We start from the raw sequence: 25,365 nt of genomic DNA, 5'->3' as shown, positions 1-25,365 counted from the left end.
GTGCGGCGCCCGGAGGCCGTCGTCCATCGCGCATCTCTACAGGGTGTGCCCAAGCAACCCTTATGCGTCAGCCCTGCTGGGGCACCGCGCAGCCGTCGGGGCCACAGGTGCCGGCGTCGTCCTGGACGACCGCCTTCAACGGGGAGCGGTCGCCCCACGCCTGAGTGAGGGCCTGGGTGAAGACCTCGGCGGGCTGGGCGCCGGAGACGCCGTAGGTTCGGTCGAGGACGAAGAAGGGGACGCCGTTCGCACCGAGCTGTGCGGCCTCGCGCTCGTCGGCGCGGACCTCGTCGGCGTAGACGGTGGGGTCGGCGAGGACCGCGCGGGTGGCGTCGGCGTCCAGGCCGGCCTCGGTGGCCAGCTCCACCAGGTGGTCGTCGCCACCGGTGAACACCGACTGCTCGTCGGCGAAGTTGGCCCGGTAGAGGCGGTCCAGCAGCGCTTCCTGCCTGCCCTGCTCCTTGGCGAAGTGCAGCAGGCGGTGCAGGTCGAAGGTGCTGCCGTGGTCGCGGCCGCGGGTGCGGTAGTCGAGCCCCTCGGCGGCGGCCTGGGCGCCGAGGTTGTCCTCGCCGGCCTCGGCCTGGGCCGCGCTCATTCCGTACTTGCGGGTGAGCATGTCGAGCACCGGCTGGACGTCGCCCTTGGCGCGGCCGGGGTCCAGCTCGAAGGAGCGGTGCACGACCTCGACCTCGTCGCGGTGCGGGAACGCGGCGAGCGCCTTCTCGAAGCGTGCCTTGCCGACGTAGCACCAGGGACAGGCGATGTCGGACCAGATCTCGACGCGCATCTTCAGGGCTCTCTTCCGCTCGTGCGTACCGGACGGGGGCTCTCTCCGTCCAGTACATGAACGTTCAAGCAGGTTCGTTCATTCCCCGGCGGTGTCCAGCGCAGGAACAGGTGGTGGTCGTCCTCGGCGGGCGGCCTCTCCGGGTCGGGCACCCAGCCCCGGCAGGCGTAGAACGCCTGGGCGCGCCGGTTGTCCGCGTGCACGTCGAGCACGGCGGTCCGCCTGCCGGCGGCGACCCACCGCTCGGCGCAGGCGGCGTGCAGGGCGCTGCCGAGGCCCGCGCGCCAGTGGTCCGGCGAGACGTGGAACTGGTACAGCTTCACCGTGTCCACCGGCTCGCCCTCCGGAGTCCGGAACGAGGCGATCGCGACGATCTCCCCGCCCCGCACAGCACCTCCCCGTACGGGCGCGGCTCTCACGACTGATCGCCGTGTTATTCCGTTCTCCACGCTGGTTCCCTGTCGGCTGATGCTGTTCATGTAATCCTCCCTGGATGCGTGTTCAGCCGATTCCGATTCCCACAAAGAACGGGGCAAGAGTCGCCGTCACACACACCAACCAGTACGGGTACGGGGCCGGGGTATCAAGCACCTTGCGTCGCAGCCAGAAGTTGACCAGCGCCCAGAGCCCGCCGAAACAGGCCACGACGGGGATGACAATTACCAACCAGAGCAACATCCCATCGTCCTCGTTCGGATTCCGGCTGGTCCAGCCGAGATCGGCTAGGGGGCCATTGGACAGGACGTACCAGACCAGGAAGATCGGCACGATCGCCGGGATGCCGAGCAGGAAGTTAACCGCCGCAGGGACGAAGGATTTCCACGGCTGCGTGTTCTTCATGCGTCTCCGCTTCTCAGCTGGCACGGCTGAGCATGTTGTAGTTTTCGAGGACGTTGTACAGACCGATCAGCTCACGACCGTATTGTTCGGCCTTGTCGCCGGTGCGGTTGTAGCGAGCCAGCAGCGCCTGCGTATCAGCCGATCCCGTGCTCAGGTCAGGGCGCGCAATGCCAAGCTGGTGGGCGTTGTAGAGGGTCAGGTAGGCGACGGAGGGGATGTTGTACTCCGGCTCCTGCAGATTGTCCCAGACCGTACGTGTATCACTGCTGGTAAGCGCGGTGCCATTGATGATGCCCTCTGCGCCCCTTCACCCGCGTCGGCCGCCGGTTCCCCGCGCACGCGACCTCGCTGGGCAAGGCACTGCTCGCCACGCACACCGACGACCAGGTCCGGGCGCTGCTGCCGGAGAAGCTCCCCGCGCTCAGCGAACACACGGTGACCGACCGGGAGGAACTGATCGCCGAGCTGCACCGCGTCCGTGCGCAGGGGTACGCCGTGGACCGCGAGGAGAACACCCTCGGCCTGCGCTGCTTCGGCGTCGCCGTGCCGTACCGGACCCCGGCCCGGGACGCCGTGAGCTGCTCGGTGCCGGTGGCCGGCCGACCCCGGCGCACGAACAAATGATCAAGGACGCCCTGATGGACGCGCGGGACCGGCTGACGCTGGCGACGCGACGGCTGTGAGCAGGGCACCCCAGACCGGCACGGTAAATCTGAACATGCGATGAGAACCGTGGCCGGACGGGAACGGAACCGGGCGTCCGGCCCGTCTTCCCCTGCGCCATGAACAAGACGATCAGGCGCGCCGCCGTCTTCACCCTGTTCCTCGTACTCGCCCTGCTGCTCCGGGCGACCTGGGTGCAGTTCTACGACGGCAAGGCGCTCGCGGACTCCCCCGACAACCGCCGGAACGCCATCGGCACCTACTCACGCCCGCTCGGCGACATCGTCGTGGGCGGCAAGGCGGTCACCGGTTCCGGCCGGGTCGGCGGGAGCGATCTCGCCTACCGGCGCACGTACACCGACGGCCCGCTGTACGCGGCGGTCACCGGTTACGCCTCGCAGGCGTACGCCCCCACGCAGCTCGAGGGCGTCTACGCCGATCTGCTCAACGGCACGGACACCCGGCTGCGCACGGTCATGGACACCGTCACCGGGCGGCGGGCCGATCCGGGCGAGGTGATCACCACGATCGACCCGGCCGTGCAGAAGGCCGGCGCGCGGGCGCTGGGCGGCAACAAGGGCGGGGCGGTGGCGATCGACCCGAAGACCGGCGAGATCCTCGCCATGGTCTCGACGCCGTCCTACGACCCCTCGGCGCTGACCGCCGCGAACACGGCCGGGACGGCCTGGCAGAAACTCACCACCGACAAGGAGAAGCCGCTGGTCAACCGGGCGATACGGCAGCCGCTGCCGCCCGGCTCCACCTTCAAGCTGGTCGTCGCCGCGGCCGCGCTGGAGAACGGGCTGTACCCGGACGTGGACCGGCCCACCGACAGCCCGGTGCCCTACACCCCGCCGGGCACCACCCGCGAGCTGCCGAACGAGAACACCGCCGCGCCCTGCGAGAACGCCTCGATCCGGGTGGCCCTGCAGTACTCCTGCAACAACGTCTTCGGCAAGCTCGCCGTCGACCTGGGCCAGGACAAGGTGCGGGCCATGGCGGAGAAGTTCGGCTTCGACGACGACCAGCTGGACGTCCCGGTGCGGGCGTACCCGAGCGTATATCCGGCCCATATGGACAAGGCGCTCACCGCGTTGTCGGGCATCGGGCAGTACGACGTCACCGCCACTCCGCTCCAGATGGCCATGGTGTCCTCCGCCATAGCGAACGGCGGCGAGCTGGTGGCGCCTCATATGGTGTCTCGGCTCACCACGGGCGACGGCGATGTGCTGGAGGACTTCGGCGACGCCGGCCGCGAGCGGATCGTCAGCACCCGAACCGCCGAGCAGCTCCGGTCCGCGATGCAGACGGTGGTCCGGGACGGGACCGGCCGCAACGCGCTCATCGACGGGGTGACGGTCGGCGGCAAGACCGGCACCGCCCAGCACGGCCCCAACAACAGTGCGACGCCGTACGCCTGGTTCACGGCGTACGGCAAGTCGGACAGCACGGGCAAGGAGGTCGCCGTGGCGGTGATGGTGGAGCAGTCCGGCGCCGCCCGCTCGGAGGTCAGCGGCAACGGGCTCGCCGCTCCGGTGGCGCGGGCGATGATGGCGGCGGCGCTCAGGCAGAGCTGAGCGCCGCCGGGTCGATCACGTCCGTCAGGAGACGAAGTACGTCGGGTTGGGCAGCTTGTACGTGCGGTCGGCGTAGCCGCCGTCCAGGTCGGAGTACTGGTCGCCGAAGTTGGCGATGATCTCGTACCCGAGGTCCTGCTCGATGTGCTTGCGGGTGCCGCCCTTGTACTGGACGGTGGTGCAGGTCCAGGTGCCCGGCGTGGCACAGCCGGACAGGTAGGCCGGCGGGTTGGCCTTGTCCTTGAGGAACATGTGGCCGGCGTCCAGGTTGACGTCGGCGCCGACCTTCTTCAGGTTCTCCACGGCACCGGCGCGCTGGGACTCGCTCAGTCCGGAGTTGTAGAACACCGTGACGCCCTTGGCGGTGGCGTACCGCACCAGCTCCGGGCTGCCGAACACCTCAGGGCGGTCGGCGCGGTTCACGTACTCGTTCCAGGTGGCGGAGTCGTACGTGTAGTTGTAGCGCTTCTCGTAGTCGAGGCTCAGCAGCAGGGTGTCGTCGATGTCGAACACCACGGCCGGCTTCTCGCCCCGGTGGTGGGCCTTGCGGGCCGCCTTGTCGATGTACCGCTTGGCGTCGGCGTCGATCCGCGCCAGGTCCTCGGCGTACGGGCTGGTGGGCGACGCCTGGTACTTGCCCGCGCTGTCGGCGGTGGTGCCGTAGTAGGTGTCGATGTCCTTCACCAGGAGACCGATGTTGTACGGCTCGTGCGTGGAGTTCGCCGTCGACTGTCCGGCGGTGGCCGCCCCGGCGCCGTACAGCGCACCCCCGGCAAGCGCACAGGCGGCCGTGGCGGCCGCGATCCGCAGTGAATTATGCATGACAGGTGTTCTACGCGCGTAAGCGCCGTCGCGCGACGGCTGTTGCAGGATCGAGATCAAGCCAGTGCCCCGCCGGGCGGGACACCGTTCGCGGCGGGCGGCCCCGAAGTGCGCGGGGAGGTCCCGCGGGCCTCACCACCGGAAGAAGGCCGACCCGGCTCGTACTCTGCGGCCTCACCGGGCAGGTGGACACCCGTCATGGCCGCACCACGCAAGGAGCCCCCCCATGCCCGCCCCCCGCACTCTCCTCGTCACCGGCGCCGCAGGCGGCCTGGGCACCCTGATGCGCTCCCTGCTCCCGGCCCACGGCTACGACCTCCGCCTGCTCGACGCCCGCCCCGTCCCCGGCGCCCCGGACGCCGTCACCGCGGACCTCGCCGACCTGGACGCCCTGCGCCGGGCGGTACGCGGCACGGACGCGGTGCTGCACCTGGCCGGCATCTCCCTGGAGGCACCGTTCGAGAAGATCCTGAAGGCCAACATCGAGGGCACGTACCACCTTTACGAGGCCGCCCGGCTCGAAGGCGTCCCCCGCGTGGTCTTCGCCTCCTCCAACCACGCGGTCGGCGACACCCCCGTCCCGGCGCCCGAGGACCCCCTTGTCCCGGTGGACACCCCGCACCGCCCGGACACCTTCTACGGCCTCTCCAAGTGCTTCGGCGAGGACCTCGCCCAGCTCTACTGGGACCGGCACGGCATCGAGACCGTCTCCGTCCGCATCGGCTCCTGCTTCCCGGAGCCCACCAGCGTGCGCATGCTCTCGATCTGGCTGAGCCCCGCCGACGCGGCCCGCCTCTTCCACGCGGCCCTGACCGCCGGGGACGTGGGCCACACGGTGGTCTACGGCTCCTCCGCCAACACCCGCCTGTGGTGGGACCTCACCTCCGCCCGCGCCCTCGGCTACGCCCCCGAGGACGACTCCGAGCCGTACGCCGCGAAGCTCCTCGCCGAGCAGGGCGAACCCGACCCCGCCGACCCGGCCCACGACCGCCTCGGCGGCCACTTCCTCACCGACCCGCCGATCTGGCCGTACTGACCCCGCCACCGGACGTCCCCAGGCCGAAAACGATCGCGGGCGGGCACCGAACGGGCGCGCCCCAGGTCGCGTTCGGGCATGTGTCCCGCCCGCTCCCACCCCGGACCCCGCTGCCGCCCAGGTCCGAGGCGGGCACGGCGGGCGGCGGCCGGGCACACACGGGCAGGATCGGGCACGGAACAGACCTGGTCAGCGCCGCGCGTCCGCTGTAGAACTTCCCCCAGGGCCCGAACGGGCATCCCAGCGGGCATCTCGACGGCGAGAGCGGGTGACGACATGAACACCAGGACGGCCGAGGAACGGCAGCGCGAGATCGTGCGCGCGGCGCGGGCCACCGGTGCCGTCGACGTCACCGCGCTCGCCGACGAGCTGGGCGTGGCCAAGGAGACCATCCGGCGGGACCTGCGCGCGCTGGAGGACCACGGGCTGGTCCGCCGTACCCACGGCGGCGCCTACCCGGTGGAGAGCGCGGGCTTCGAGACCACGCTCGCCTTCCGCGCCACCAGCCACGTACCCGAGAAGCGCAGGATCGCGGCCGCCGCGGCCGAGCTGCTCGGGGACGCGGAGACGGTCTTCGTCGACGAGGGCTTCACCCCCCAGCTCATCGCCGAGGCCCTGCCGACCGGCCGGGCGCTGACCGTGGTGACCGCCTCGCTGCCCGTCGCGGGTGCCCTGGCCGAGGCCGGGAACGTGTCGGTCCTGCTGCTGGGCGGCCGGGTCCGGGCGGGCACGCTCGCCACTGTCGACCACTGGACGACCAAGATGCTGGCCGGCTTCGTGGTGGACCTCGCCTTCCTCGGCGCCAACGGCATCTCCCGCGAACACGGTCTGACCACGCCCGACCCCGCCGTGAGCGAGGTGAAGGCGCAGGCCATCAGGGCCGCCCGGCGGACGGTCTTCGCCGGGGTGCACACCAAGTTCGGGGCCGTGAGCTTCTGCCGGTTCGCGGAGGTGGGCGCGGTGGACGCGATCGTCACCAGCACCCAGCTCCCGGCGGCCGAGGCCCACCGCTACTCCCTCCTGGGGCCACAGGTCATCCGGGTCTGACACAGCACCGCACCACACGGCCTTTGGCACCACCACTCCCCCGGAGGGCACCCGTACGCGCGGCCATGCCCTCCTTGTCCCCATACCTCCAGGAGCGAACCATGCGCACCCCGAGCCGACGGAGGCCGCGAACCACGTTCGCCGTGGCCGCCGCAGGGACGCTGCTCGCCCCGCTTCTCTCCGGCTGCTGGGCCGGCGCGGGCGGGGCCGGTTCCGGCGGCGATTCCATCAACGTACTGATGGTCAACAACCCGCAGATGACCGAGTTGCAGAAGCTGACCCGCGCCCACTTCACCAAGGAGACGGGCATCAGGGTCAACTTCACCGTGCTGCCCGAGAACGACGTCCGCGACAAGATCAGCCAGGACTTCGCCAACCAGGCCGGCCAGTACGACGTGGCCACGCTGTCCAACTACGAGATCCCGATCTACGCCCGCAACGGCTGGCTGCACGACATGGACGGCTATGTGGCGAAGGACCACGCGTACGACGAGCAGGACGTGCTCAAGCCCATGCGGCAGTCGCTCACCGGCGACGACCACAAGCTCTACGGACAGCCCTTCTACGGCGAGTCGTCCTTCCTGATGTACCGGAAGGACGTCTTCGCGGCCAAGGGCCTGAAGATGCCCGCGCATCCGACCTGGCAGCAGGTGGCCGACCTCGCCGCGAAGGCGGACGGCGCCAGGCCCGGCATGAAGGGCATCTGTCTGCGCGGACTGCCCGGCTGGGGCGAGGTCATGGCCCCGCTGACCACTGTGGTGAACACCTTCGGCGGCACCTGGTTCGACAAGGACTGGAAGGCCCGTCTGGACTCCCCCGAGTTCGAGAAGGCCGTCACGTTCTATGTGGACCTGGTCCGCGAGCACGGCGAGTCCGGTGCCGCACAGTCCGGTTTCGCCGAGTGCCTGAACAACATGACCCAGGGCAAGACCGCCATGTGGTATGACGCCACCTCCGCGGCCGGACTCCTTGAGGGCAGCGGCTCACCGGTCAAGGGCAAGCTCGGCTACGCACCCGCCCCGGTGGAGAAGACCAGCTCATCCGGCTGGCTCTACACCTGGGCCTGGGGCATCCAGCAAGCCTCCCGCAACCCCGACAAGGCGTGGAAGTTCGTCTCCTGGGCCTCCGGCAAGGAGTACGAGCAGTTGGTCGGCGACACCAGCGGCTGGGCCAACGCCCCGGCCGGCAAGCGTGCTTCCACCTACTCCAACCCGGAGTACCGCGAGGAGGCCGCCTCCTTCCAGGAGATGACCAAGGAGGCCATCGAGAACGCCCGGCCCACCGACCCCGGCGTGCAGCCGCGCCCCGCGCCCGGCATCCAGTTCGTCGGCATCCCCGAGTTCACCGACCTCGGTACCAAGGTGTCCCAGCAGATCAGCGCGGCCATCGCCGGCCGCCAGTCGGTCGACTCCGCCCTGCGCAGGTCCCAGCAGCTCGCCGAGCAGATCTCCGAGGAGTACGAGGGACGATGACAGCGACGACGACGGCCCCGCTCGCGGCCGACTCCGCCCCCTCTATCCGGCGCCCCCCGGCCCGGCTGCGGGCCTGGGCCACCCGCGCCCCGCTCCTGCCTGCCCTGGTGTTCATGATCGTCGTGACCCAGCTGCCGTTCGTGGCGACGCTGGTGATCTCGTTCTTCGACTGGAACGCGCTCTACCCCAAGGCTCGCCGTTTCACGTGGTTCGACAACTACGGGCAGGTACTCACCGACGCCGACCTGCGCCACTCGGTGTGGGTGACCGTGCTGCTCACCGCCTCCGTGGTGATCGCCAGCCTGGTCCTCGGTCTGGTGCTCGCGCTGCTGCTGGACCGGAGGTTCAAGGGCCGGGGTGTGGTCCGCACCCTGCTGATCGCGCCGTTCCTGGTGGTACCGGTGGCCGCCGCCCTGCTCTGGAAACACGTGCTCTACAACCCGGAGTACGGCCTGCTCAACGGGTTGCTGCACTATGTGGGCGGCCCACAGCCGGACTGGGTCTCCAACACCCCGCTGCTCGCGGTGGAGGCTTCGCTGGTGTGGCAGTGGACGCCGTTCATGATGCTGATCCTGCTGGCCGGACTGCAGAGCCGGGACCAGCAGCAGATCGAGGCCGCCCGGGTGGACGGGGCGAGCGACTGGCAAATCTTCCGCCACCTCACCCTCCCGCACCTGCGCCGCTACCTGGAACTGGGCGCGCTGCTGGGATCCATCTACATCGTGCAGAACTTCGACGCGGTGTTCACGCTCACCTCCGGCGGTCTCGGCACCGCGAACCTGCCGTACACCGTCTACCAGAGCTTCTACCAGGCCCATGAGAACGGCCTCGCGTCGGCGGCGGGTGTCCTGGTCGTCATCGGCTCCATCGTCATCGCCACCTTCGCGCTGCGCGTGGTGTCGTCCCTGTTCCGCGAGGAGGTGTCCCGATGAGCTCCACCACCGCCGCCTCCGCGCGGCGCACCGGGCGCGGTGGGCTCGGTCTGGGCCTGGTGGCCTGGCTGGCCGGCATCGTCTTCTTCCTGCCCATCGCCTGGATGGTGCTGACCTCGTTCCACTCCGAGGCGGACGCGGCGACCAACCCGCCGTCCTTCGCCGCCCCGCTCACCCTGGACGGCTACCGGGAGTTCTTCGGCGCGGCCGGCGGCGCCAGCCCCTGGCCCGCGCTGATCAACTCCGCGGTCGCCTCGCTGGCCTCCACCCTGTTCGTGCTGGTGCTGGCGCTCCCGGCGGCCTACGCGCTGTCCATCCGGCCGGTGAGGAAGTGGACCGACGTCCTGTTCTTCTTCCTGTCCACCAAGATGCTTCCGGCCGTGGCGGGCCTGCTGCCGCTGTACCTGTTCGCGAAGGACGCCGGGCTGCTGGACAACATCTGGCTGCTGGTCGTCCTCTACACGTCGATGAACCTGCCGATAGCGGTGTGGATGATGCAGTCCTTCCTCGCCGAGGTGCCGGTCGCCGTCATCGAGGCGGCGCGGGTGGACGGGGCACCGCTGCCGGTGATCCTGGCCCGCGTGGTCGCGCCGATCGCGCTGCCGGGCATCGCGGCCACCTCGCTGATCTGCTTCATCTTCAGCTGGAACGAGCTGTTGTTCGCCCGGGTGCTGACCGGGGTGGTCGCGGAGACCGCGCCCGTCTTCCTGACCGGCTTCATCACCAGCCAGGGCCTGTTCCTGGCCAAGGTGTGCGCCGCGTCGCTCGTCGTCTCCCTGCCGGTGCTCGCCGCGGGGTTCGCCGCCCAGGACAAGCTGGTCCAGGGCCTGTCGTTGGGAGCCGTGAAATGAAGGCCGCCGTCATCGAGTCCGTGGGCCGCGCCGTCGTCACCGAGGTCCCCGACCCGGCTCCGGGCCCGCGCGACGTGGTCGTGGAGGTCGCCGCGTGCGGGATCTGCGGTACCGATCTGCACATCCTGCAGGGCGAGTTCGCGCCCAGCCTGCCGATCGTGCCGGGGCACGAGTTCGCCGGCCGGGTGGTCGGGACCGGCAGCCGGGTCACCGAGGTCGCGGTCGACGACCAGGTCGCGGTGGACCCGTCCCTGTACTGCTACGAGTGCCGCTTCTGCCGCGACGGCCACAACAACATGTGCGAGCGCTGGGCCGCGATCGGCGTGACCACGGCCGGCGGGGCGGCCCAGTACGCGGTCGCGCCCGTGGCCAACTGCGTGAAGCTGCCCGAGCACGTACGCCCCGAGGACGCGGCCCTGATCGAGCCGCTGTCCTGCGCCGTGCGCGGCTACGACATCCTCAACTCCCGCCTCGGCGCCCACGTCCTCATCTACGGCTCCGGCACCATGGGCCTGATGATGCTGGAGCTGGCCAAGCGCACGGGCGCGGCGAGCGTGGACATGGTCGACATCAACCCGGCCCGGCTGGAGACCGCCAGGCTGCTCGGCGTCTCGGGCTCGGCGGCCGGCGCCGACGAACTGGACCGGCCGCAGGGCTGGGAGATCGTGATCGACGCGACCGGCAACGCGGCGGCGATCCAGGACGGCCTGGGCCGGGTGGCGAAGGCGGGTACGTACCTCCAGTTCGGCGTGGCCGACTACGCGACGCGGGTGACGATCGATCCGTACCGCATCTACAACCAGGAGATCACCATCACCGGCTCCATGGCGGTGCTGCACAGCTACGAGCGGGCGGCGGAGCTGTTCGCGAACGGCGTCCTGGACCCGGACGTGTTCATCAGCGACCGGATCGCGCTGGACAACTACCCGCAGGCCCTGGAGCAGTTCGCGGCGGGCGTCGGCCGCAAGATCGTCGTGACTCCCTGATACGTGCCTCCTCGGCACTGTCGGCCGGGGCGAGCGCGGGAGTGCCCGCCCCGGCCGCGAGGCGGTCGGCGGCCAGCCGGCCGGGCCGGGCCGCCGCATCCGGAGCCGGTGCCCGTCCGGAACGGCCGGTTGCCGGGCCCGTGCCCGGCGCGAGTCCGCCCTCCAGGGTGCCGGTGACCCGAACGGGGGTCTCGGCGCCGGGTAAGGGAACGGCAAAGTGGGCTCGTTCGTTCACCCGGCATGACCGCTATGACCCCTGGCTCGAACGTCCCGCTTCCGGCCGCCCGTGTGACGGTGGACGTGGCCGCACCGGTGCGGCTCGACGTGTCGGGCCTGCTGCTCACCGCCGACGGCAAGGTGCGCTCCGACGACGACTTCATCTTCTACAACCAGCCGGCCGGCCCCGGCGTGACCTACCGCTCGGGCGGCGGGTCCGCGCCGGACTCGATCACGGTCGACACCGGCGCGGTGCCGCCGGACATCGAGAAGATCGTCGTCACGGCCAGCCCGGACGCGGCGGGCCAGACCTTCCAGGGCATCGAGCCGACGGCCACGATCCGGGACGCGGACGGCGGTGCGGTCGTGGCCTCCTTCACCCCGCCCGGCCTCGGCGCCGAGACGGCCCTGGTGGTCGTGGAGATCTACCGCCGCAACGGCCAGTGGAAGGCCCGCGCGGTCGGCCAGGGGTACGCGAACGGGCTGGCGGGCATCGCGACGGACTTCGGTGTGACGGTGGAGGAACCGGCCCAGGCGGTCTCCGCTCCTCCGGCCGCCCAGGCACCCCCGGTCCACCGGACGCCCCCGGCCCCCGCGCCGGGCGCGGGCAAGATCAACCTGGACAAGGGCCGGGTGAACCTCCAGAAGAACCAGACGGTCTCCCTGGTCAAGGGCGGCGCCCCCCTCCTCTCCCGCGTCCAGATGGGCCTCGGCTGGGAGCCCGCCTACCGGGGCAAGGACATCGACCTCGACGCCTCGGTCATCGCCTACGGTCCCCAGCGCAACGCCGTCGACAGCTGCTACTTCGGCAAGCTGTCCATCCTGAACGGCGCCATCAAGCACTCCGGCGACAACCTCACCGGCGAGGGCGGCGGAGACGACGAGGTCATCACGGTCGACCTCGGCCGCATCCCTCAGGAGGTCACCGGCCTGGTCTTCACCGTCAACTCCTTCTCCGGCCAGAAGTTCACGGAGGTCGCCAAGGCGTACTGCCGCCTGGTCGACCCCGCTTCCGGGGAAGAACTGGTCCGCTTCGACCTCACCTCGGCCGAACCCCAGACCGGCGTCCTGATGGCAAAGCTCATCCGCCAGTACTCCGGCGAGTGGGAGATGACGGCCCTGGGCGACTTCGTGAAGGCCCGCACGGTGAGGAACATGGTGAAGCCGGGGGGCGAGTCGCTGTGACCGGGGACAGCCCTTAGGACGTGCGGCCGGGGCCGGTGGCCGGTCCCGGCCGCACGCCGAACCCCTGCTCGGCGCCGTGCGCCTCGAACCGCCGCACCTCGGTGGACCCGAGCCTCTGCGCGGGGCGCGGCGAACGGGCGTCGCCGCTCCGGGTGGTGAGGCCCACGGGATCGTCGGGGGCGGGCGGCCAGGCGGCGGTTCCGAGTCCGGTCATGCCGGGCAACCTGTCGCGGCGATTGCCTCGTAGCGGGCCAGCAGTTCCGCCCTCGTCTCCGCGTCCGCCGCGAGCAGCGGTGACCGTACCGGACCCGCCGGGAGACGCAGGGCGTCGAGGAGGGCCTTCACCGTCACCGTGCCCGGCAGGTCCGAGGCCATCAGTGCCTCGGTCAGCGGGGTGACGCGGGACTGGAGTTCGGCGGCGAGCGCCGTGTCGCCCGCGTCGAAGGCGGCCAGGATGCCCGCCACCTCCCTGGGCACCACGTTCGCGATCGTGCTCACGCAGCCCGCCGCGCCCACCGCGTACAGCGGGAGGATGTGTTCGTCGCACCCCGCGTAGTACGCCAGGTCCGTTTCCGCCAGCACCTGCTGGGTGCCGAGGAAGTCGTAGGAGCAGTCCTTCACGGCGATGACGCGAGGGTGCTGTGCCAGGCGGATCATCGTGGCCGGGGTGATGCGGGTGCCCGTGCGGCCGGGGATGTCGTAGAGCATCAGGGGGAGGCCGCTCGCGTCCGCGACCTGGCGGAAGTGGGCCTCGACCGCCGACTGCTGGGGGCGGCTGTAGTACGGGGTGACGACCAGCGCCGCGTCGGCGCCCGCCTTCTCGGCGGCGCGGGTCAGTTCGACGGTGTGCCGGGTGTCCGCCGTGCCGACGCCCGCGACCAGCGGGACGGCGGGGCCGACCGCGGAGCGGACGGTCGCGACGAGTTCCCGCTTCTCCGCGTCGGTGGTGGTGGGCGACTCGCCCGTGGTGCCGTTCAGGACCAGCCCGTCGCAGCCGCCGGCCACCAGACGTGTGGCCAGGCGGGCCGCCCCGTCCACGTCGAGCGCGCCGGCCGACGTGAACGGGGTGACCATCGCGCAGAGCGTGCGGCCGAAGGGTGCGTTCCGTTGCCTCATGGTCGTAGTCTCGACACCACGACCGTGAAGCTCCACTTAATTCTGCTACGAGATGCAGCCAAGCGGGTCTGAACAATCAGGGCCGGAAGCGCAGCACCTGCGGGTCGTGGTCGCTGATCTGGTCGTGGAACTCCGAGTTGACGTGCACGCTGTCGTACGTGAACGAACCGCGCCGGATCGCCCTGCTGATCAGGATCTGGTCGAGCACCTGGGCGTTGCCCTGGTAGTCGTAGGTGTAACGCTCGCCGCGCGGCAGCGACTTGATCGCAGACCAGAGCTGCCCGTCACCCTCCAGGATCTTCGCGGTGTCGGAGAACTCGAAGTCGTTCATGTCCCCGAGCGCGATGACCTCCGCGTCCTTCTGGGCGCTGAGCAGGGACTTCACGAAGGTGTTGACCTCCGTCGCCTGCGCGTGCCGCTGCGTCTCCGAGCTGCGGACGACCGGCTGGTACTGCGCGGTCAACGGCTGGTCGCCGCCCTTGGAGTTGAGGTGGTTGGCGATCACGAAGACGGTGCGGCCCCGGAACACGAACTCCCCGGCCAGCGGCTTGCGGCTGTTGGCCCATGCGGCGTTCGCCGGGTCTATACGGCCGGGCGACACGGTCAGCCGGGCCTGGCGGTTCTCCTTGACGACGCCGACCGCCGTGGTGGAGTCGCCGCCGGGACGGTCGGTGAACGAGACCCGGTCGGGGTTGAAGAGGAACACCTGCCGGATGTTGCCGCCCGGCTCGCCACCGTCCTTCTTGTCGACGGGGTCGATGGAGCGCCAGTCGTAGCGCGGACCGCCCGCGGCCACGATCGCGTCGATCAGCTTGCCGACGGTCGCGCCCGCGCTCACCGTGCCGTCGTCGGTGGCACCGTTGTCGTCCTGGATCTCCTCCAGGGACACGATGTCGGGCGAGCGCAGGTTGTTCACGATCGCGGACGCGTGCGCGTCGAAGGTCTTGTCGGACGGGTCGAGGTTCTCGACGTTGTACGTGGCCACCGCCAGCTCGCCCGACGCCTGCTTGCGCGTCGTCTCCCGCTCCAGGCCCCCGCTCTCCAGCGTGCCCAGCGCGCTCGCCACCAGGGTGTAGCCGCCGAACTGGTTGAAGTCCAGCGGGCCGGTGGTGGTGCCGGCGAGGGTGTCGCCGACGTTCGCCTGCGGGAAGTCCGCGGTCGCGCCGAGGGACTGGATCTGGAGCCGGCCGGTGTTCTGCGCGTCGTAGGAGCTGTACAGGGTGCCGCCCCGCTCGGTGCGGTGCTCCTTCGGCTTCACGGTGACCCACAGCTCGCTGTAGGGGTCGGTGGCGGTGACCACGCGCGCGTCGCCCACCTGGACGTTCATGCCCTCCAGCGACTCGTAGTAGTCGAGGGCGTAGGTCGCGGGGGCGAGCGGCAGGGCGTTGATCGAGTTGTTCGCGGCCGGGTCGCCGGCCGGGGCGTAACGTTCCGGCACCGCGCGCCTGGTGATCACCACGGGGGCCGGGACCGGGTTGCCGGCGGAGACGGTGGTGACGACGGGCTTGGTGATCTCGGTGACCGACTGGTTGCCCGAGGCGGTGCCGCCGGGGACGTACTCCGAGACGGTGCCGGTGACGGTGACCGAGTCACCGACGGCGGCCTTCGGCGCGGAGCCGGTGAAGACGAAGACGCCCTCGCTGGTGGCCGGATCGGCGTCCGGGTTCGGGTCCTGGAGCCAGAAGCCCTTGGACGAACCGTAGGTGCGTACGGCGGTGACCACGCCGGGCACGTCGGCGACCTGCTTGCCGGCGTACGGCGAGAGGCGGGTGGTGCCCTGGATGTCGTGGACGCGCACCGAGTCGGCGTGCGCGGGCGAGGTGGCGACGACGGCGGACGCGGCGCCGCACACGGCGGCGACGGTGAGCGCGGCGAGACGCGCGGAAGTCCTGCTCGGCAAGGGGATTCCTCCGGGAACGTGACGGAACGCCGGGACGGGAACGCACAGTGGTGTGTGGGGCTCGTCGCCCTCAGTGACACGCGTAGAGTCGAGTGAACAGTCGTTCCCCCACCTCTACGCGCGTCAATCTCCTGCCTGAGGGCTGGAGTTGTCAAGGTTTCGGCCACGTACGAGGGGCGGCGGCGACCGGAACCGGGTGGTGCGTCGGCGAAGGCGTCTACGCTGAGGGGTTGAGTGCTTTCCCGGTCCGAGGAGAACCAGCCGATGTCAGACAGCTCCCCCCTGCCGCCCGTACGGCTGCGCCCCGAAGCGGAGCTGGCGCGTGCCGCGCTGTCCACCCCACTGCTCTCCCGCGCGGCCCGGCTCGCCCGCTGGGCGGGCCCCGAGACCCGCGTCGACGGGGGCGGGAGTCTGGTCGAGGAGCAGCTGCCCGCCGCCGTCGAACTGCTCGGACTGACCGGTGACCAAGCCGCCGCGGACGCCGCCGAGGCGTGGGGCGTGGCGGTGGACACCGGCCTGGTCGAGATCACCGACGAGGAGGCCGGGACCGTGGCTCCCGGCGCGGACCTCGCCCTGCTGACCGGCGCCCCGCACGATGTGCTGACGATCTGGCTGGCCGCGCTGGACACGGTGGTCGCGGATGCCGGGGTGCCGGACCTGGAGGGGCTGGCCGCCGCGCTGGAGGAGGACGGCGAGATCGATTTCTCGACGTTCGACTGGGACCCCGAGGGCGAGGCCGAGCTGCTCGACGGCGTGCTCGGCAACCTCTACCTGCTCACCGTCGGTGAGGACGGCCCCGGCGAGAGCCCGGTGCCGCTGCCCGCGCTGGCCGCCTCCACCATCGTCCCCGACGACCTGGACGAGCCCAGCAACGATGTCCTGGAGCAGGTCTCCGACGCGATGATGAAGCTGGACGACCAGTTCCGGCTGCTGGAGCCGATCGGCCTCGTGGAGTACCAGCCGGTGGACGAGGAGCTGATGGCCGGCGCGGAGGAGGAGCCCGCCGAGCCGGTCGACGAGGACGACATCTCCCGTTACGGCATGGTCCGGCTGACCCCGCTCGGGCTGTACGGCCTGCGGGCCCGGCTGCTGGAGGCGGGTTTCGAGGCGCCGGCCGTGGGCGAGCTGGCCGACAAGGGCGCGGACGCGCTCCTGGACGGCACCGCCGGGTACGGGGAGTTCGCCGCGCGTACCGAGACCGAGCAGTGGCTCGCCCGCCGTGAACCCCTGTCCGCGGCCAGGGAGCTGCTCGCCGCGGCGCGCGGCGGCGACGCCGGGGCCCCGCTGCGGCGGCTGCGCTGCCAGCAGGCGCTGTCCCTGGTAGGCGAGGCGGCCGAGCCCGCGCTGCGGGAGGTGCTGGACGACCCCGAGCTGGGTGGGCTCGCCCGGGTCTGGCTCAGCGAGCGCGGCGCGCCGGACGTGCCGCCCCCCTCGCAGGACCTGGTGTTCTGGCTGACCGTCGACACGATCGCCGCGCAGCTCCAGGCGGAGGGCAACTCCGAGGAGCTGCAGGCTCTGGTGGAGGGGCTGGCCGAGCAGCACAGCGGGTTCTTCTCGGCCGCCTGGCGGGTGGAGCACCCGGCGACGGCCGACGTGCTGGAGGCGATGGGCCGGCTGCACCCGGACAAGCGGGTGGCGAAGGAGGCGCGGAAGGCCGCGTTCAAGGCGAGGTCGCAGCAGGGGAACTGACGGACCCGTTCCCCGGCCGTACGGCAGCGGTGTCCTGTGCGCGACGCGGTGTTCAACCGCCGTTCAGCGGGGGGCGGGAGCGTGTCGGCCGAACGAGGCCGCGCCACCCTCGCCCTCCGCCACGGGCACCGAAACCGTCACAGGAGACACCATGTCACTCACCCGCAGGGACTTCGCCAGGACGACGGCGGTCACCGGTGCCGGGGTCGTGCTCGCCGGCAGCGTCGGCGCCCTCGCCACCGCCCCGCAGGCGCTCGCCGCCACCGACCTCGACGGCGCCGAGGACGCGCACGGCCATCCCGGCATCGGGTACGGCCCGCTGGTGCCCGACCCCGACGGCATCCTCGCGCTGCCCGCCGGCTTCTCGTACCGGGTGGTGACGTACAGCGGCCGTACCCGGCTGGAGTCGGGCGAGTCGACCCCGTCGAACCACGACGGCACGGCGGCCTTCGCCGGTCCCCGCGGGGCCGTGCTGCTGGTGAACAACCATGAGCTGAAGGGGCCGCGTGCGGGCTGGGCGCACCCGGTGCCGCTGGCCGAGGGCCTGGTGTACGACCCGGCGGCCGCGGGGGGCTGCACGGTGGTGGAGGTCCGCCGCGACCGTGTCGCCGAGTGGGTGGGCATCGCCGGCACCTCCACCAACTGCGCGGGCGGCAGCACTCCGTGGGGCACCTGGCTGACCTGCGAGGAGACCGAGGACCGGGCCGGGCAGAACGGCATGACCAAGGACCACGGCTACGTCTTCGAGGTCGACCCCGCCGACCGCCGGGCCAACCGCGCGCCCAAGCCGCTGAAGGCCCTGGGCCGTTACGCCCACGAGGCGGTGGTGGTCGACCCGAAGCGGGGACACCTCTTCCTCACCGAGGACGCCGCCGGCCCGAACGGCCTCTTCTATCGCTGGACCCCGCCGGAGGGCTTCCACCACGGCCCGGGGCGGCTGCGCACCCTCGCCGACGACGCGGGCGTCCTCCAGGCGTTCCGCTGCTTCGACTCCGGCGGCCGCTTCGTGGACGACCTGTCGCGCGCGACACGCATCGGCACGGTGTACGGCGTGGACTGGGAGGACGTCCCCGACCGGGACGCGCGCACGGTGCCGGTCCGCAAGCAGTTCACCGACGGCCGGGTGACGCGGGCCCGCAAGCTGGAGGGGATGTGGTGGGGCGACGGCGGGGTGTACGTCGTCTCGTCCTACGCCCGCGAGGAGAGCCCCGTACGGCACGACGGCCAGGTCTGGTTCTACGACCCCCGGCGCCGGACGCTGACCCTGAAGGTGCTCCTCGGCGTCAACCCGGACCCGTCCGCCGACGGCGCGTTCGACGGCCCCGACAACATCACCGTCTCTCCCTACGGGGGCCTGGTCATCGCCGAGGACGGCGAGGGCGTGCAGCACCTCTTCGGCGCGACCGACGGCGGGCGCACGTACCCGATCGCCCGCAACGAACTCAACATAGGCACCGAAGCCGCCCCCGAGTACAGCGAGTTCACCGGCGTCACCTTCTCCCCCGACGGCCGCACCCTGTTCGCCAACATCCAGGACCCGGGCATCATGCTGGCGATCACGGGCCCGTGGAAGCGGCAGCGCCGGGACTAGGGTCTTTCGTTCGGATCAGGCCGGGTCAGTGAGCGGGGTCCGGTGCCGTGCCTCGAGGCGGAGGAGGGCGTCATGGCGGAGCCATGGCAACCGACGCCAATGCGGCGAGGGGCGGCGCCGGCCCCTGCGAGCCCGGCATGATCCGAACGAGAGGCCGTAGACTCCCGGGGCCAGCTGCCCCTCTCGCCGACAGGACGCACCCGCATGCCCGACCCCAGGCCCATGCGGGCGGACGCCCGGCGCAACCGTGAACGTCTGCTGACCGCGGCGGCGTCGGCGTTCGCCGAACACGGTGAGAGCGCCTCCCTGGACGACATCGCCAGAAGCGCCGGCGTCGGCTCCGGCACGCTCTACCGTCACTTCCCCACCCGCCGGGCCCTGTTGGAGGCGGCGTACTCGGCCCGCGTCGACGCCCTGGGCGCGCGCGGCGAGGAGTTGTCCCGTGTCCTGCCCCCGGGCGAGGCGCTGGCAGCATGGCTCCACGAGGTCTGCGTGGCGACGATCGAGGTCCGGGGACTGAAGTCCCTCCTGAGCTCGGCGGTGACCGACGCCCCCATGACGGCCTGCGGCACGGTGGTGAACGGCACGGCGACCCGCCTGGTCCGGTCCGCCCAGGAGGAAGGCACCCTCCGCCCCGGCATCACCCCTGCCGAACTCCTGCGTCTCGCCCACGGCATCGCGTCGGCGGCGGAACTGGGGGGCGGGGAGGCGCGGGAGATCGGACGGTATCTGGGCTGGCTGCTGGACGGTGTCCGGCAGCGGCCTCCGCACACCCTGTCACCCGAACGGCTCAACAGGACGGGTCGGCCGCCGGAACATTAAGCTGATTCTGTCCCAACCGAGGCAATCCGTGAAAGGCGAACCAAATGCGCATCCGACGAATTCTTGCTGCCCTCTTCGCCACGGCAGCCCTCGCCGGCCTCGGCCTCACCAGCGCCGCCGCCACCGCCAACGCCGCCAGCCTCACCCCGGGCGAGTGCTTGCAGGGCGGTGGGACGGTCGACTGGGCGACCAACACCTGTAAGGGCGGTTCGTTCGCCGGGCAGATGGTCGACTGACTCTCACCCCGCGCCCCGCCGCCACGCGCGCCGCGGGGCGCTCCCACGAGCGGCAGCCGGGAGAGCGCCGCGGCGGGCGCCCTGCCGGGCCGTGGCAGGGCGCCCGCCGCAAGCCACGGCCGGATCAGGTCAGTTGTGGCTGTGCAGGATGTCGTTCAGCCCGCCCCACACCGCGTTGTTCGGACGGGCCTCCACCGCGCCCGTCACCGAGTTGCGGCGGAAGAGGATGTTGGAGGCGCCGGAGAGGTCGCGGGCCTTGGCGATCTGGCCGTCGGGCATGGTGACGCGGGTGCCGGCCGTGACGTACAGACCCGCCTCCACCACGCACTCGTCGCCCAGCGCGATGCCCACGCCCGCCTCCGCGCCGACGAGGCAGCGTTCGCCGATGGCGATGACGACGTTGCCGCCACCGGACAGGGTGCCCATGGTGGAGGCGCCGCCGCCGATGTCCGAGCCGTCGCCGACGACGACGCCGGCGGAGATGCGGCCCTCGACCATGGAGGTGCCCAGGGTGCCGGCGTTGAAGTTGACGAAGCCCTCGTGCATGACCGTGGTGCCCTCGGCGAGGTGCGCGCCGAGGCGGACGCGGTCGGCATCGGCGATGCGGACGCCCTTGGGGGCGACGTAGTCCGTCATGCGGGGGAACTTGTCGATCGAGGTGACCTGGAGGTGCAGGCCGTCCGCGCGGGCGTTCAGCCGGACCTTCTCGATGTCGTCCACCGCGACCGGGCCCAGCGAGGTCCAGGCGACGTTGGCGAGGTGGCCGAAGATGCCGTCCAGGCTCTGGCCGTGCGGCTTGACCAGCCGGTGGGAGAGCAGGTGCAGCCGCAGATAGACGTCGTGGGCGTCGAGCGGCTTCTCGTCCAGCGAGGCGATGACCGTACGGACCGCGACCACCTCGACGCCACGCCGGGCGTCCGGGCCGAGCGCGGATACCGCGCTGTCGCCCAGCAGTTCGGCGGCCCGGTCGGCGGACAGCCGCTCGCTGCCGGACGGCCCCGGCTCGGCGACCAGCTCGGGCGCCGGGAACCAGGTGTCGAGAACGGTGCCGTCGGCGGCGACGGTGGCGAGACCGGCGGCGACGGCGCCGGTGGTACGGGAAGCAGTGTCGGTCATGTGGAAAACCTAACGTGGGAGCGGGGTGGGGGCCTAACCGGTGCGGCGCGCCGGACATGGGAGGGCGGCGGCACCCGGAGGGCACCGCCGCCTCATGCCAGGAGAGGAAGCCTCAGACGTTGAACCCCAGCGCCCGCAGCTGCTCGCGGCCGTCGTCGGTGATCTTGTCGGGGCCCCACGGGGGCATCCAGACCCAGTTGATGCGCAGTTCGCTGACCAGGCCGTCGGTGACGGACTTGGCCTGGTCCTCGATGACGTCCGTCAGCGGGCAGGCCGCGGAGGTCAGGGTCATGTCGATCGTGGCGATGTTCGCGTCGTCGACGTGAATGCCGTAGATCAGACCGAGGTTGACGACGTCGATGCCCAGCTCGGGGTCGACGACGTCCATCAGGGCCTCGCGGAGTTCCTCCTCCGAGACCGGTTTCATCTCAGCGGTGTCGGTCATGCCGTCTTCCTTTCGGCGTCCGCGCCGGCCTCGCCCAGGGCCTGGGCCGTCGCGTCCTTCCACGCCATCCAGCTCAGGAGGGCGCACTTGACCCGCGCGGGGTACTTGGAGACACCGGCGAACGCGACCGCGTCCTCCAGCACCTCCTCCATCGCGTCGTCGGGCTCGATCCGGCCCTTGGACTGCATCAGTTCCAGGAAGGTCTCCTGGATCTTCTGCGCCTCGGGCAGGTCCTTGCCCACCAGCAGTTCGTTCAGCACGGACGCCGAGGCCTGGCTGATGGAACAGCCCTGGCCCTCGTACGAGACGTCCGCGATCGTCGTACCGTCGTACCGCACTCGGAGAGTGATCTCGTCGCCGCACGTCGGGTTCACGTGGTGCACCTCGGCGTCGCCGTCCCGGAGACCACGCCCGTGCGGGTTCTTGTAGTGGTCCAGGATGACTTCCTGGTACATCGAGTCCAGCTTCACGGTGTCAGCCCACGCCTCTCAGCCGAAGAAGTTCCGTACGTGCTCCAGCCCCTCGACCAGTGCGTCGATCTCGCCGGGCGTGGAGTACAGGTAGAACGACGCCCGGGTGGTCGCCGGAATTCCGTACCGCAGGCAGACCGGTCGCGCGCAGTGGTGGCCGACGCGCACCGCGATGCCCTGCTCGTCGAGGACCTGGCCCACGTCGTGCGGGTGGATGTCGCCGAGCGTGAAGGAGATCGCCGCGCCGCGGTCCTCGGCCGTGGAGGGGCCGATGATGCGCAGGTCGGGGACCTCGCCGAGCCGCTTCACCGCGTACTCGGTGAGCGCGTGCTCGTGGGCGAGGATCTTGTCCATGCCGATCGAGTCGAGGTAGTCGATCGCGGCACCGAGACCGACCGCCTGGGCGATCGGCGGAGTACCGGCCTCGAACTTGTGCGGGGCGGGCGCGTAGGTCGAGGAGTGCATCGACACCGTCTCGATCATCTCGCCGCCGCCGAGGAACGGAGGCAGGTCCTCCAGGAGTTCCTGGCGGCCCCAGAGCACACCGATGCCGGTCGGACCGCACATCTTGTGGCCGGTGAAGGCCACGAAGTCGGCGCCGAGCGCCTGTACGTCCAGCGGCATGTGCGGCGCGGCCTGCGAGGCGTCGACGCAGACCAGCGCGCCGACCTCCTGCGCGCGGCGCACGATCGCCTCGACCGGGTTGACCGTGCCCAGGATGTTGGAGACCAGCACGAAGGAGACGATCTTCGTCTTCTCGGTGATGATCTCGTCCAGGTTGGACAGGTCGAGGCGGCCGTCGTCGGTGAGGCCGAACCACTTCAGCTTCGCGCCGGTGCGCTGCGCGAGCAGCTGCCAGGGCACGATGTTGGAGTGGTGCTCCATCTCCGTGATGACGATCTCGGTCTCGTGGTCGACCCGGTAGGGCTCGTCGGCCCAGCCCAGCATGTTGGCCACGAGGTTGAGCGACTCGGAGGCGTTCTTGGTGAAGATCACCTCGTCGCGGCTGGGCGCGTTGACGAAGTCGGCGACCTTGTCACGCGCGCCCTCGTACAGCGCCGTGGCCTCCTCGGCGAGGACGTGCACGCCGCGGTGGACGTTGGCGTTGTAGCGCTCGTAGTACGCGCTCAGGGCGTCCAGCACCTGGCGCGGCTTCTGCGAGGTCGCCGCGTTGTCCAGGTACACGAGCTTGCGCCCGTCGTGGACCTCGCGGCCCAGGATGGGGAAGTCCTTGCGGATCGCCTCGGTGTCGAGGAGGCCCGGCAGCTCTGTCACGCGGATACGCCACCCTTCGTGTATGCCTCGTAGCCCTCGTTCTCCAGCTTGTCGGCCAGCTCGGGACCGCCGGACTCGACGATGCGGCCGCCGGAGAACACGTGGACGAAGTCCGGCTTGATGTAGCGCAGGATGCGCGTGTAGTGCGTGATCAGCAGGGTGCCGGTCTCGCCGGTCTCGCGGACGCGGTTGACGCCCTCGGAGACGATGCGCAGGGCGTCCACGTCGAGGCCGGAGTCGGTCTCGTCGAGGATGGCGACCTGCGGCTTGAGCAGCTCGAGCTGGAGGATCTCGTGGCGCTTCTTCTCACCGCCGGAGAAGCCCTCGTTGACGTTGCGCTCGGCGAAGGAGGGGTCCATGTGGAGCCGCTCCATGTTCTCCTTGACCTCCTTCACCCAAGTACGCAGCTTGGGGGCCTCGCCGCGGACGGCGGTGGCGGAGGTGCGCAGGAAGTTGGAGACGGAGACGCCGGGGACCTCGACCGGGTACTGCATGGCGAGGAACAGGCCGGCGCGGGCGCGCTCGTCGACCGACATGGCGAGGACGTCCTCGCCGTCGAGGGTGACGGTGCCGCTGGTGACCGTGTACTTCGGGTGCCCCGCGAGCGAGTAGGCGAGGGTCGACTTGCCCGAGCCGTTGGGGCCCATGATGGCGTGCGTCTCGCCCTGCTTCACGGTGAGGTCGACGCCCTTGAGGATCTCCTTCGTGGCGTTGTCGGCCTCGACGGTGACGTGCAGGTCTCGGATTTCAAGCGTTGCCATGGGTGCCTCAGGACTCCTGGGTGAGGGAGACGAGCACGTCGTCCCCTTCGATCTTTACGGGGTATACGGGGACGGGGCGCGTCGCGGGCGGACCGGACGGCTTGCCGCTGCGGAGGTCGAAGCAGGAGCCGTGCAGCCAGCACTCGATCTGCCCGTCCTCCACCTCGCCCTCGGAGAGGGAGACGTTCGCGTGCGAGCAGATGTCGTGGATCGCGTACACCTCGCCCTCGGTCTTCACGACCGAGACCGGCGTGCCGTCGAGTTCCACCCGCTTCGGGGTGTTCTCCGACAGCTCGCTCAGTCCGCAGGCGCGCTGGAAGGTCGTCGTCATGCGACCGCGGCCTCCAGCTCCTCCTCGATCTTGACGAGCAGGCGCTCCTCGATGTCGGGGACACCGATCTGCTGGACCAGCTCGGCGAAGAAGCCACGGACCACCAGGCGGCGGGCCTCGTGCTCCGGGATGCCGCGGGCCATCAGGTAGAAGAGCTGCTCGTCGTCGAAGCGACCGGTGGTGGAGGCGTGGCCGGCGCCGACGATCTCGCCGGTCTCGATCTCCAGGTTGGGGACCGAGTCGACGCGGGAGCCGTCGGTGAGCACCAGGTTGCGGTTCATCTCGTAGGTGTCGGTGCCCTCGGCCTTGGCCTCGATGAGCACGTCACCGATCCAGACCGCGTGCGCGCCCTCGCCCTGGAGCGCGCCCTTGTAGACCACGTGGGAACGGCAGTGCGGGGTGTTGTGGTCGACCAGGAGGCGGTGCTCCTGGTGCTGGCCGGCGTCGGTGAAGTACAGGCCGAACAGCTCGGCCTCGCCGCCGGGGCCCGCGTAGCTGACGCGGGGGTGGAGGCGCACGACGTCGCCGCCGAAGGTGACGACGACGGACTTGAAGGAGGCGTCGCGGCCGACCAGGGCGTTGTGCTGGGCCACGTGCACGGCCTTGTCGTCCCAGTCCTGGACGGAGACGACGGTCAGCTTGGCACCGTCGCCGAGCACGTAGTCGACGTTGGCGGCGAGCACCGCGTCACCGGTGTGGTCGATGACGACGAGGGCCTCGGCGAAGGCGCCCAGCTCGATCACCTGGTGGCCGAAGGCGGTGCCGCCCTCGCCGTGCACGGCGATGCGGATCGGCTCGGTGAGGACGGTCTCCTTGGGCACGGTGACGACCGACGCCTGCTCGAAGGCGGAGTACGCCTGGGCGGCGACACGGTCGGCCGGGGTGCCGGCCTTGCCGAGCCGGGCGTCGTCACGGCCGACGTTCTCGACGGTGACGCCCTCGGGGGCCTCGACGACGACCTTCAGGCCCTCGCCGGTGGCGACGGCGGTGCCGTCGTGCAGGCCGCGCAGCCGCTCCAGCGGAGTGAACCGCCACTCCTCCTCCCGGCCGTGCGGGACCGGGAAGTCCGCGACGTCGAAGGAGGGGGGCGCGCTCATGCGCGTGGCGACGGTCGACTCCGCGGCGACCGCGATCGAGCCCGCGGTGGTGGACCCCACGGGGATGTTCTGCTCAGCCATGGCTGTCGGGGTGCTCGCTTT

25 protein-coding genes and 2 pseudogenes are annotated in these 25,365 nt (G+C 70.9%); 13 read left to right on the top strand and 14 right to left on the bottom strand.

Annotation, left to right across the window (positions count from 1 at the left end):
• Window positions 1-67: 67 nt before the first annotated feature.
• The 3 genes and pseudogenes from ACWCV3_RS18815 to ACWCV3_RS18805 form a co-directional block, all read right to left on the bottom strand.
• Complete coding sequence (locus ACWCV3_RS18815) at window positions 68-787, bottom strand: DsbA family oxidoreductase (protein ID WP_451225005.1); 720 nt, start codon at window positions 785-787, stop codon at window positions 68-70.
• A gap of 83 nt (window positions 788-870) precedes the next feature.
• Window positions 871-1,167: pseudogene (locus ACWCV3_RS18810) on the bottom strand (GNAT family N-acetyltransferase); the annotation flags it as partial.
• 121 nt (window positions 1,168-1,288) lie between these two features.
• Window positions 1,289-1,627, bottom strand: coding sequence for a hypothetical protein (locus ACWCV3_RS18805; RefSeq protein ID WP_451225003.1), 339 nt, complete (start codon window positions 1,625-1,627; stop codon window positions 1,289-1,291).
• Window positions 1,628-1,924: 297 nt separating this feature from the next.
• On the opposite strand from ACWCV3_RS18805, the pseudogene ACWCV3_RS18800 reads away from it, so the two are divergent.
• Together ACWCV3_RS18800 and ACWCV3_RS18795 are read left to right on the top strand one after the other, a co-directional pair.
• Window positions 1,925-2,310: pseudogene (locus ACWCV3_RS18800) on the top strand (IclR family transcriptional regulator); the annotation flags it as partial.
• Between the two features lie 99 nt (window positions 2,311-2,409).
• A complete protein-coding gene (locus tag ACWCV3_RS18795) occupies window positions 2,410-3,867 on the top strand; it encodes a penicillin-binding transpeptidase domain-containing protein (RefSeq protein ID WP_451225000.1) in 1,458 nt (485 codons plus the stop codon).
• 24 nt (window positions 3,868-3,891) lie between these two features.
• On the opposite strand, the gene ACWCV3_RS18790 is transcribed toward ACWCV3_RS18795, so the two are convergent.
• Complete coding sequence (locus tag ACWCV3_RS18790) at window positions 3,892-4,689, bottom strand: HAD family acid phosphatase (RefSeq protein ID WP_451224997.1); 798 nt, start codon at window positions 4,687-4,689, stop codon at window positions 3,892-3,894.
• 226 nt (window positions 4,690-4,915) lie between these two features.
• On the opposite strand from ACWCV3_RS18790, the gene ACWCV3_RS18785 reads away from it, so the two are divergent.
• The 7 genes from ACWCV3_RS18785 to ACWCV3_RS18755 all read left to right on the top strand — a co-directional run bounded on the left by ACWCV3_RS18785 (window position 4,916) and on the right by ACWCV3_RS18755 (window position 12,414).
• On the top strand, window positions 4,916-5,725 hold the full coding sequence (locus tag ACWCV3_RS18785) for an NAD-dependent epimerase/dehydratase family protein (protein ID WP_451224994.1): 810 nt from the start codon (window positions 4,916-4,918) through the stop codon (window positions 5,723-5,725).
• Window positions 5,726-6,001: 276 nt separating this feature from the next.
• Window positions 6,002-6,772: a DeoR/GlpR family DNA-binding transcription regulator gene (locus ACWCV3_RS18780; protein WP_451224991.1), complete on the top strand. Its 771-nt coding sequence runs from the start codon at window positions 6,002-6,004 to the stop codon at window positions 6,770-6,772.
• Window positions 6,773-6,873: 101 nt separating this feature from the next.
• The gene (locus ACWCV3_RS18775) at window positions 6,874-8,244 is read left to right on the top strand and encodes an ABC transporter substrate-binding protein (RefSeq protein ID WP_451224988.1); all 1,371 of its coding nucleotides are present in this window, start codon (window positions 6,874-6,876) and stop codon (window positions 8,242-8,244) included.
• Window positions 8,241-9,176, top strand: a complete 936-nt coding sequence (locus ACWCV3_RS18770; RefSeq protein ID WP_451224985.1) for a carbohydrate ABC transporter permease — start codon at window positions 8,241-8,243, stop codon at window positions 9,174-9,176. The genes ACWCV3_RS18775 and ACWCV3_RS18770 overlap by 4 nt, the downstream gene beginning before the upstream one ends.
• Window positions 9,173-10,027 carry a carbohydrate ABC transporter permease gene (locus ACWCV3_RS18765; RefSeq protein ID WP_451224983.1) on the top strand — a complete coding sequence of 285 codons (855 nt, stop codon included), beginning with the start codon at window positions 9,173-9,175 and terminating at the stop codon, window positions 10,025-10,027. Before ACWCV3_RS18770 ends, ACWCV3_RS18765 begins: the two co-directional genes overlap by 4 nt.
• Window positions 10,024-11,013: a zinc-dependent alcohol dehydrogenase family protein gene (locus tag ACWCV3_RS18760; protein WP_451224980.1), complete on the top strand. Its 990-nt coding sequence runs from the start codon at window positions 10,024-10,026 to the stop codon at window positions 11,011-11,013. The genes ACWCV3_RS18765 and ACWCV3_RS18760 overlap by 4 nt, the downstream gene beginning before the upstream one ends.
• Before the next feature lie 249 nt (window positions 11,014-11,262).
• The gene (locus tag ACWCV3_RS18755) at window positions 11,263-12,414 is read left to right on the top strand and encodes a TerD family protein (RefSeq protein WP_451225231.1); all 1,152 of its coding nucleotides are present in this window, start codon (window positions 11,263-11,265) and stop codon (window positions 12,412-12,414) included.
• Between the two features lie 13 nt (window positions 12,415-12,427).
• Here ACWCV3_RS18755 and ACWCV3_RS18750 read toward each other — a convergent pair whose 3' ends face one another.
• The 3 genes from ACWCV3_RS18750 to ACWCV3_RS18740 form a co-directional block, all read right to left on the bottom strand.
• On the bottom strand, window positions 12,428-12,628 hold the full coding sequence (locus ACWCV3_RS18750) for a hypothetical protein (RefSeq protein ID WP_451224977.1): 201 nt from the start codon (window positions 12,626-12,628) through the stop codon (window positions 12,428-12,430).
• On the bottom strand, window positions 12,625-13,530 hold the full coding sequence (dapA, locus tag ACWCV3_RS18745) for a 4-hydroxy-tetrahydrodipicolinate synthase (RefSeq protein ID WP_451224974.1): 906 nt from the start codon (window positions 13,528-13,530) through the stop codon (window positions 12,625-12,627). Before dapA ends, ACWCV3_RS18750 begins: the two co-directional genes overlap by 4 nt.
• 76 nt (window positions 13,531-13,606) lie before the next feature.
• Entirely contained in the window at window positions 13,607-15,430 is a 1,824-nt protein-coding gene (locus tag ACWCV3_RS18740) for an endonuclease/exonuclease/phosphatase family protein (protein ID WP_451224971.1), read from the bottom strand.
• 264 nt (window positions 15,431-15,694) lie between these two features.
• Between ACWCV3_RS18740 and ACWCV3_RS18735 the strand changes: the two genes are divergently transcribed.
• The 4 genes from ACWCV3_RS18735 (at window position 15,695) to ACWCV3_RS18720 (ending at window position 19,768) form a co-directional block, all read left to right on the top strand.
• Window positions 15,695-17,119, top strand: a complete 1,425-nt coding sequence (locus ACWCV3_RS18735; RefSeq protein WP_451224968.1) for a hypothetical protein — start codon at window positions 15,695-15,697, stop codon at window positions 17,117-17,119.
• A gap of 151 nt (window positions 17,120-17,270) precedes the next feature.
• Window positions 17,271-18,710, top strand: coding sequence for an alkaline phosphatase PhoX (locus ACWCV3_RS18730; protein ID WP_451224966.1), 1,440 nt, complete (start codon window positions 17,271-17,273; stop codon window positions 18,708-18,710).
• A gap of 204 nt (window positions 18,711-18,914) precedes the next feature.
• The gene (locus tag ACWCV3_RS18725; RefSeq protein WP_451224963.1) at window positions 18,915-19,532 is read left to right on the top strand and encodes a TetR/AcrR family transcriptional regulator; all 618 of its coding nucleotides are present in this window, start codon (window positions 18,915-18,917) and stop codon (window positions 19,530-19,532) included.
• Window positions 19,533-19,576: 44 nt separating this feature from the next.
• A complete protein-coding gene (locus ACWCV3_RS18720) occupies window positions 19,577-19,768 on the top strand; it encodes a hypothetical protein (RefSeq protein ID WP_451224961.1) in 192 nt (63 codons plus the stop codon).
• Between the two features lie 129 nt (window positions 19,769-19,897).
• Here ACWCV3_RS18720 and dapD read toward each other — a convergent pair whose 3' ends face one another.
• The 7 genes from dapD to sufD all read right to left on the bottom strand — a co-directional run bounded on the left by dapD (window position 19,898) and on the right by sufD (window position 25,344).
• Window positions 19,898-20,884 (bottom strand): 2,3,4,5-tetrahydropyridine-2,6-dicarboxylate N-succinyltransferase, encoded by a 987-nt coding sequence (gene dapD, locus ACWCV3_RS18715; RefSeq protein ID WP_451224959.1) that lies wholly within the window; start codon window positions 20,882-20,884, stop codon window positions 19,898-19,900.
• 112 nt (window positions 20,885-20,996) lie between these two features.
• Window positions 20,997-21,329 (bottom strand): metal-sulfur cluster assembly factor, encoded by a 333-nt coding sequence (locus ACWCV3_RS18710; protein ID WP_031182020.1) that lies wholly within the window; start codon window positions 21,327-21,329, stop codon window positions 20,997-20,999.
• Window positions 21,326-21,799 (bottom strand): Fe-S cluster assembly sulfur transfer protein SufU, encoded by a 474-nt coding sequence (gene sufU, locus ACWCV3_RS18705; protein WP_086692707.1) that lies wholly within the window; start codon window positions 21,797-21,799, stop codon window positions 21,326-21,328. The genes ACWCV3_RS18710 and sufU overlap by 4 nt, the downstream gene beginning before the upstream one ends.
• An 18-nt stretch (window positions 21,800-21,817) precedes the next feature.
• Window positions 21,818-23,074, bottom strand: coding sequence for a cysteine desulfurase (locus tag ACWCV3_RS18700; RefSeq protein ID WP_451224954.1), 1,257 nt, complete (start codon window positions 23,072-23,074; stop codon window positions 21,818-21,820).
• Window positions 23,071-23,835: a Fe-S cluster assembly ATPase SufC gene (gene sufC / locus ACWCV3_RS18695; protein WP_359704535.1), complete on the bottom strand. Its 765-nt coding sequence runs from the start codon at window positions 23,833-23,835 to the stop codon at window positions 23,071-23,073. Before sufC ends, ACWCV3_RS18700 begins: the two co-directional genes overlap by 4 nt.
• Window positions 23,836-23,842: 7 nt before the next feature.
• Window positions 23,843-24,166, bottom strand: coding sequence for a non-heme iron oxygenase ferredoxin subunit (locus ACWCV3_RS18690; protein WP_451224950.1), 324 nt, complete (start codon window positions 24,164-24,166; stop codon window positions 23,843-23,845).
• Window positions 24,163-25,344, bottom strand: coding sequence for a Fe-S cluster assembly protein SufD (sufD, locus tag ACWCV3_RS18685; RefSeq protein WP_451224947.1), 1,182 nt, complete (start codon window positions 25,342-25,344; stop codon window positions 24,163-24,165). The genes ACWCV3_RS18690 and sufD overlap by 4 nt, the downstream gene beginning before the upstream one ends.
• Window positions 25,345-25,365: the final 21 nt, after the last annotated feature.

The organism is Streptomyces sp. NPDC001781 (assembly GCF_053596035.1).
The sequence above is the reverse complement of the archived record's forward strand: the minus strand, read 5'-3'. Positions and strand labels throughout refer to the sequence as shown.

Bases quoted from the DNA above. Each gene is read 5' to 3' on its own strand.
- ACWCV3_RS18710 (WP_031182020.1), bottom strand. From the start codon at position 21,329: ATGACCGACACCGCTGAGATGAAACCGGTCTCGGAGGAGGAACTCCGC.
- ACWCV3_RS18765 (WP_451224983.1), top strand. From the start codon at position 9,173: ATGAGCTCCACCACCGCCGCCTCCGCGCGGCGCACCGGGCGCGGTGGG.
- ACWCV3_RS18775 (WP_451224988.1), top strand. From the start codon at position 6,874: ATGCGCACCCCGAGCCGACGGAGGCCGCGAACCACGTTCGCCGTGGCC.
- ACWCV3_RS18760 (WP_451224980.1), top strand. From the start codon at position 10,024: ATGAAGGCCGCCGTCATCGAGTCCGTGGGCCGCGCCGTCGTCACCGAG.
- ACWCV3_RS18735 (WP_451224968.1), top strand. From the start codon at position 15,695: ATGTCAGACAGCTCCCCCCTGCCGCCCGTACGGCTGCGCCCCGAAGCG.
- ACWCV3_RS18755 (WP_451225231.1), top strand. From the start codon at position 11,263: ATGACCCCTGGCTCGAACGTCCCGCTTCCGGCCGCCCGTGTGACGGTG.
- ACWCV3_RS18785 (WP_451224994.1), top strand. From the start codon at position 4,916: ATGCCCGCCCCCCGCACTCTCCTCGTCACCGGCGCCGCAGGCGGCCTG.
- ACWCV3_RS18815 (WP_451225005.1), bottom strand. From the start codon at position 787: ATGCGCGTCGAGATCTGGTCCGACATCGCCTGTCCCTGGTGCTACGTC.
- ACWCV3_RS18770 (WP_451224985.1), top strand. From the start codon at position 8,241: ATGACAGCGACGACGACGGCCCCGCTCGCGGCCGACTCCGCCCCCTCT.
- ACWCV3_RS18730 (WP_451224966.1), top strand. From the start codon at position 17,271: ATGTCACTCACCCGCAGGGACTTCGCCAGGACGACGGCGGTCACCGGT.
- sufC (WP_359704535.1), bottom strand. From the start codon at position 23,835: ATGGCAACGCTTGAAATCCGAGACCTGCACGTCACCGTCGAGGCCGAC.
- dapD (WP_451224959.1), bottom strand. From the start codon at position 20,884: ATGACCGACACTGCTTCCCGTACCACCGGCGCCGTCGCCGCCGGTCTC.
- ACWCV3_RS18795 (WP_451225000.1), top strand. From the start codon at position 2,410: ATGAACAAGACGATCAGGCGCGCCGCCGTCTTCACCCTGTTCCTCGTA.
- ACWCV3_RS18720 (WP_451224961.1), top strand. From the start codon at position 19,577: ATGCGCATCCGACGAATTCTTGCTGCCCTCTTCGCCACGGCAGCCCTC.
- ACWCV3_RS18690 (WP_451224950.1), bottom strand. From the start codon at position 24,166: ATGACGACGACCTTCCAGCGCGCCTGCGGACTGAGCGAGCTGTCGGAG.
- ACWCV3_RS18790 (WP_451224997.1), bottom strand. From the start codon at position 4,689: ATGCATAATTCACTGCGGATCGCGGCCGCCACGGCCGCCTGTGCGCTT.
- ACWCV3_RS18750 (WP_451224977.1), bottom strand. From the start codon at position 12,628: ATGACCGGACTCGGAACCGCCGCCTGGCCGCCCGCCCCCGACGATCCC.
- dapA (WP_451224974.1), bottom strand. From the start codon at position 13,530: ATGAGGCAACGGAACGCACCCTTCGGCCGCACGCTCTGCGCGATGGTC.
- ACWCV3_RS18780 (WP_451224991.1), top strand. From the start codon at position 6,002: ATGAACACCAGGACGGCCGAGGAACGGCAGCGCGAGATCGTGCGCGCG.
- ACWCV3_RS18805 (WP_451225003.1), bottom strand. From the start codon at position 1,627: ATGAAGAACACGCAGCCGTGGAAATCCTTCGTCCCTGCGGCGGTTAAC.
- ACWCV3_RS18725 (WP_451224963.1), top strand. From the start codon at position 18,915: ATGCCCGACCCCAGGCCCATGCGGGCGGACGCCCGGCGCAACCGTGAA.
- sufD (WP_451224947.1), bottom strand. From the start codon at position 25,344: ATGGCTGAGCAGAACATCCCCGTGGGGTCCACCACCGCGGGCTCGATC.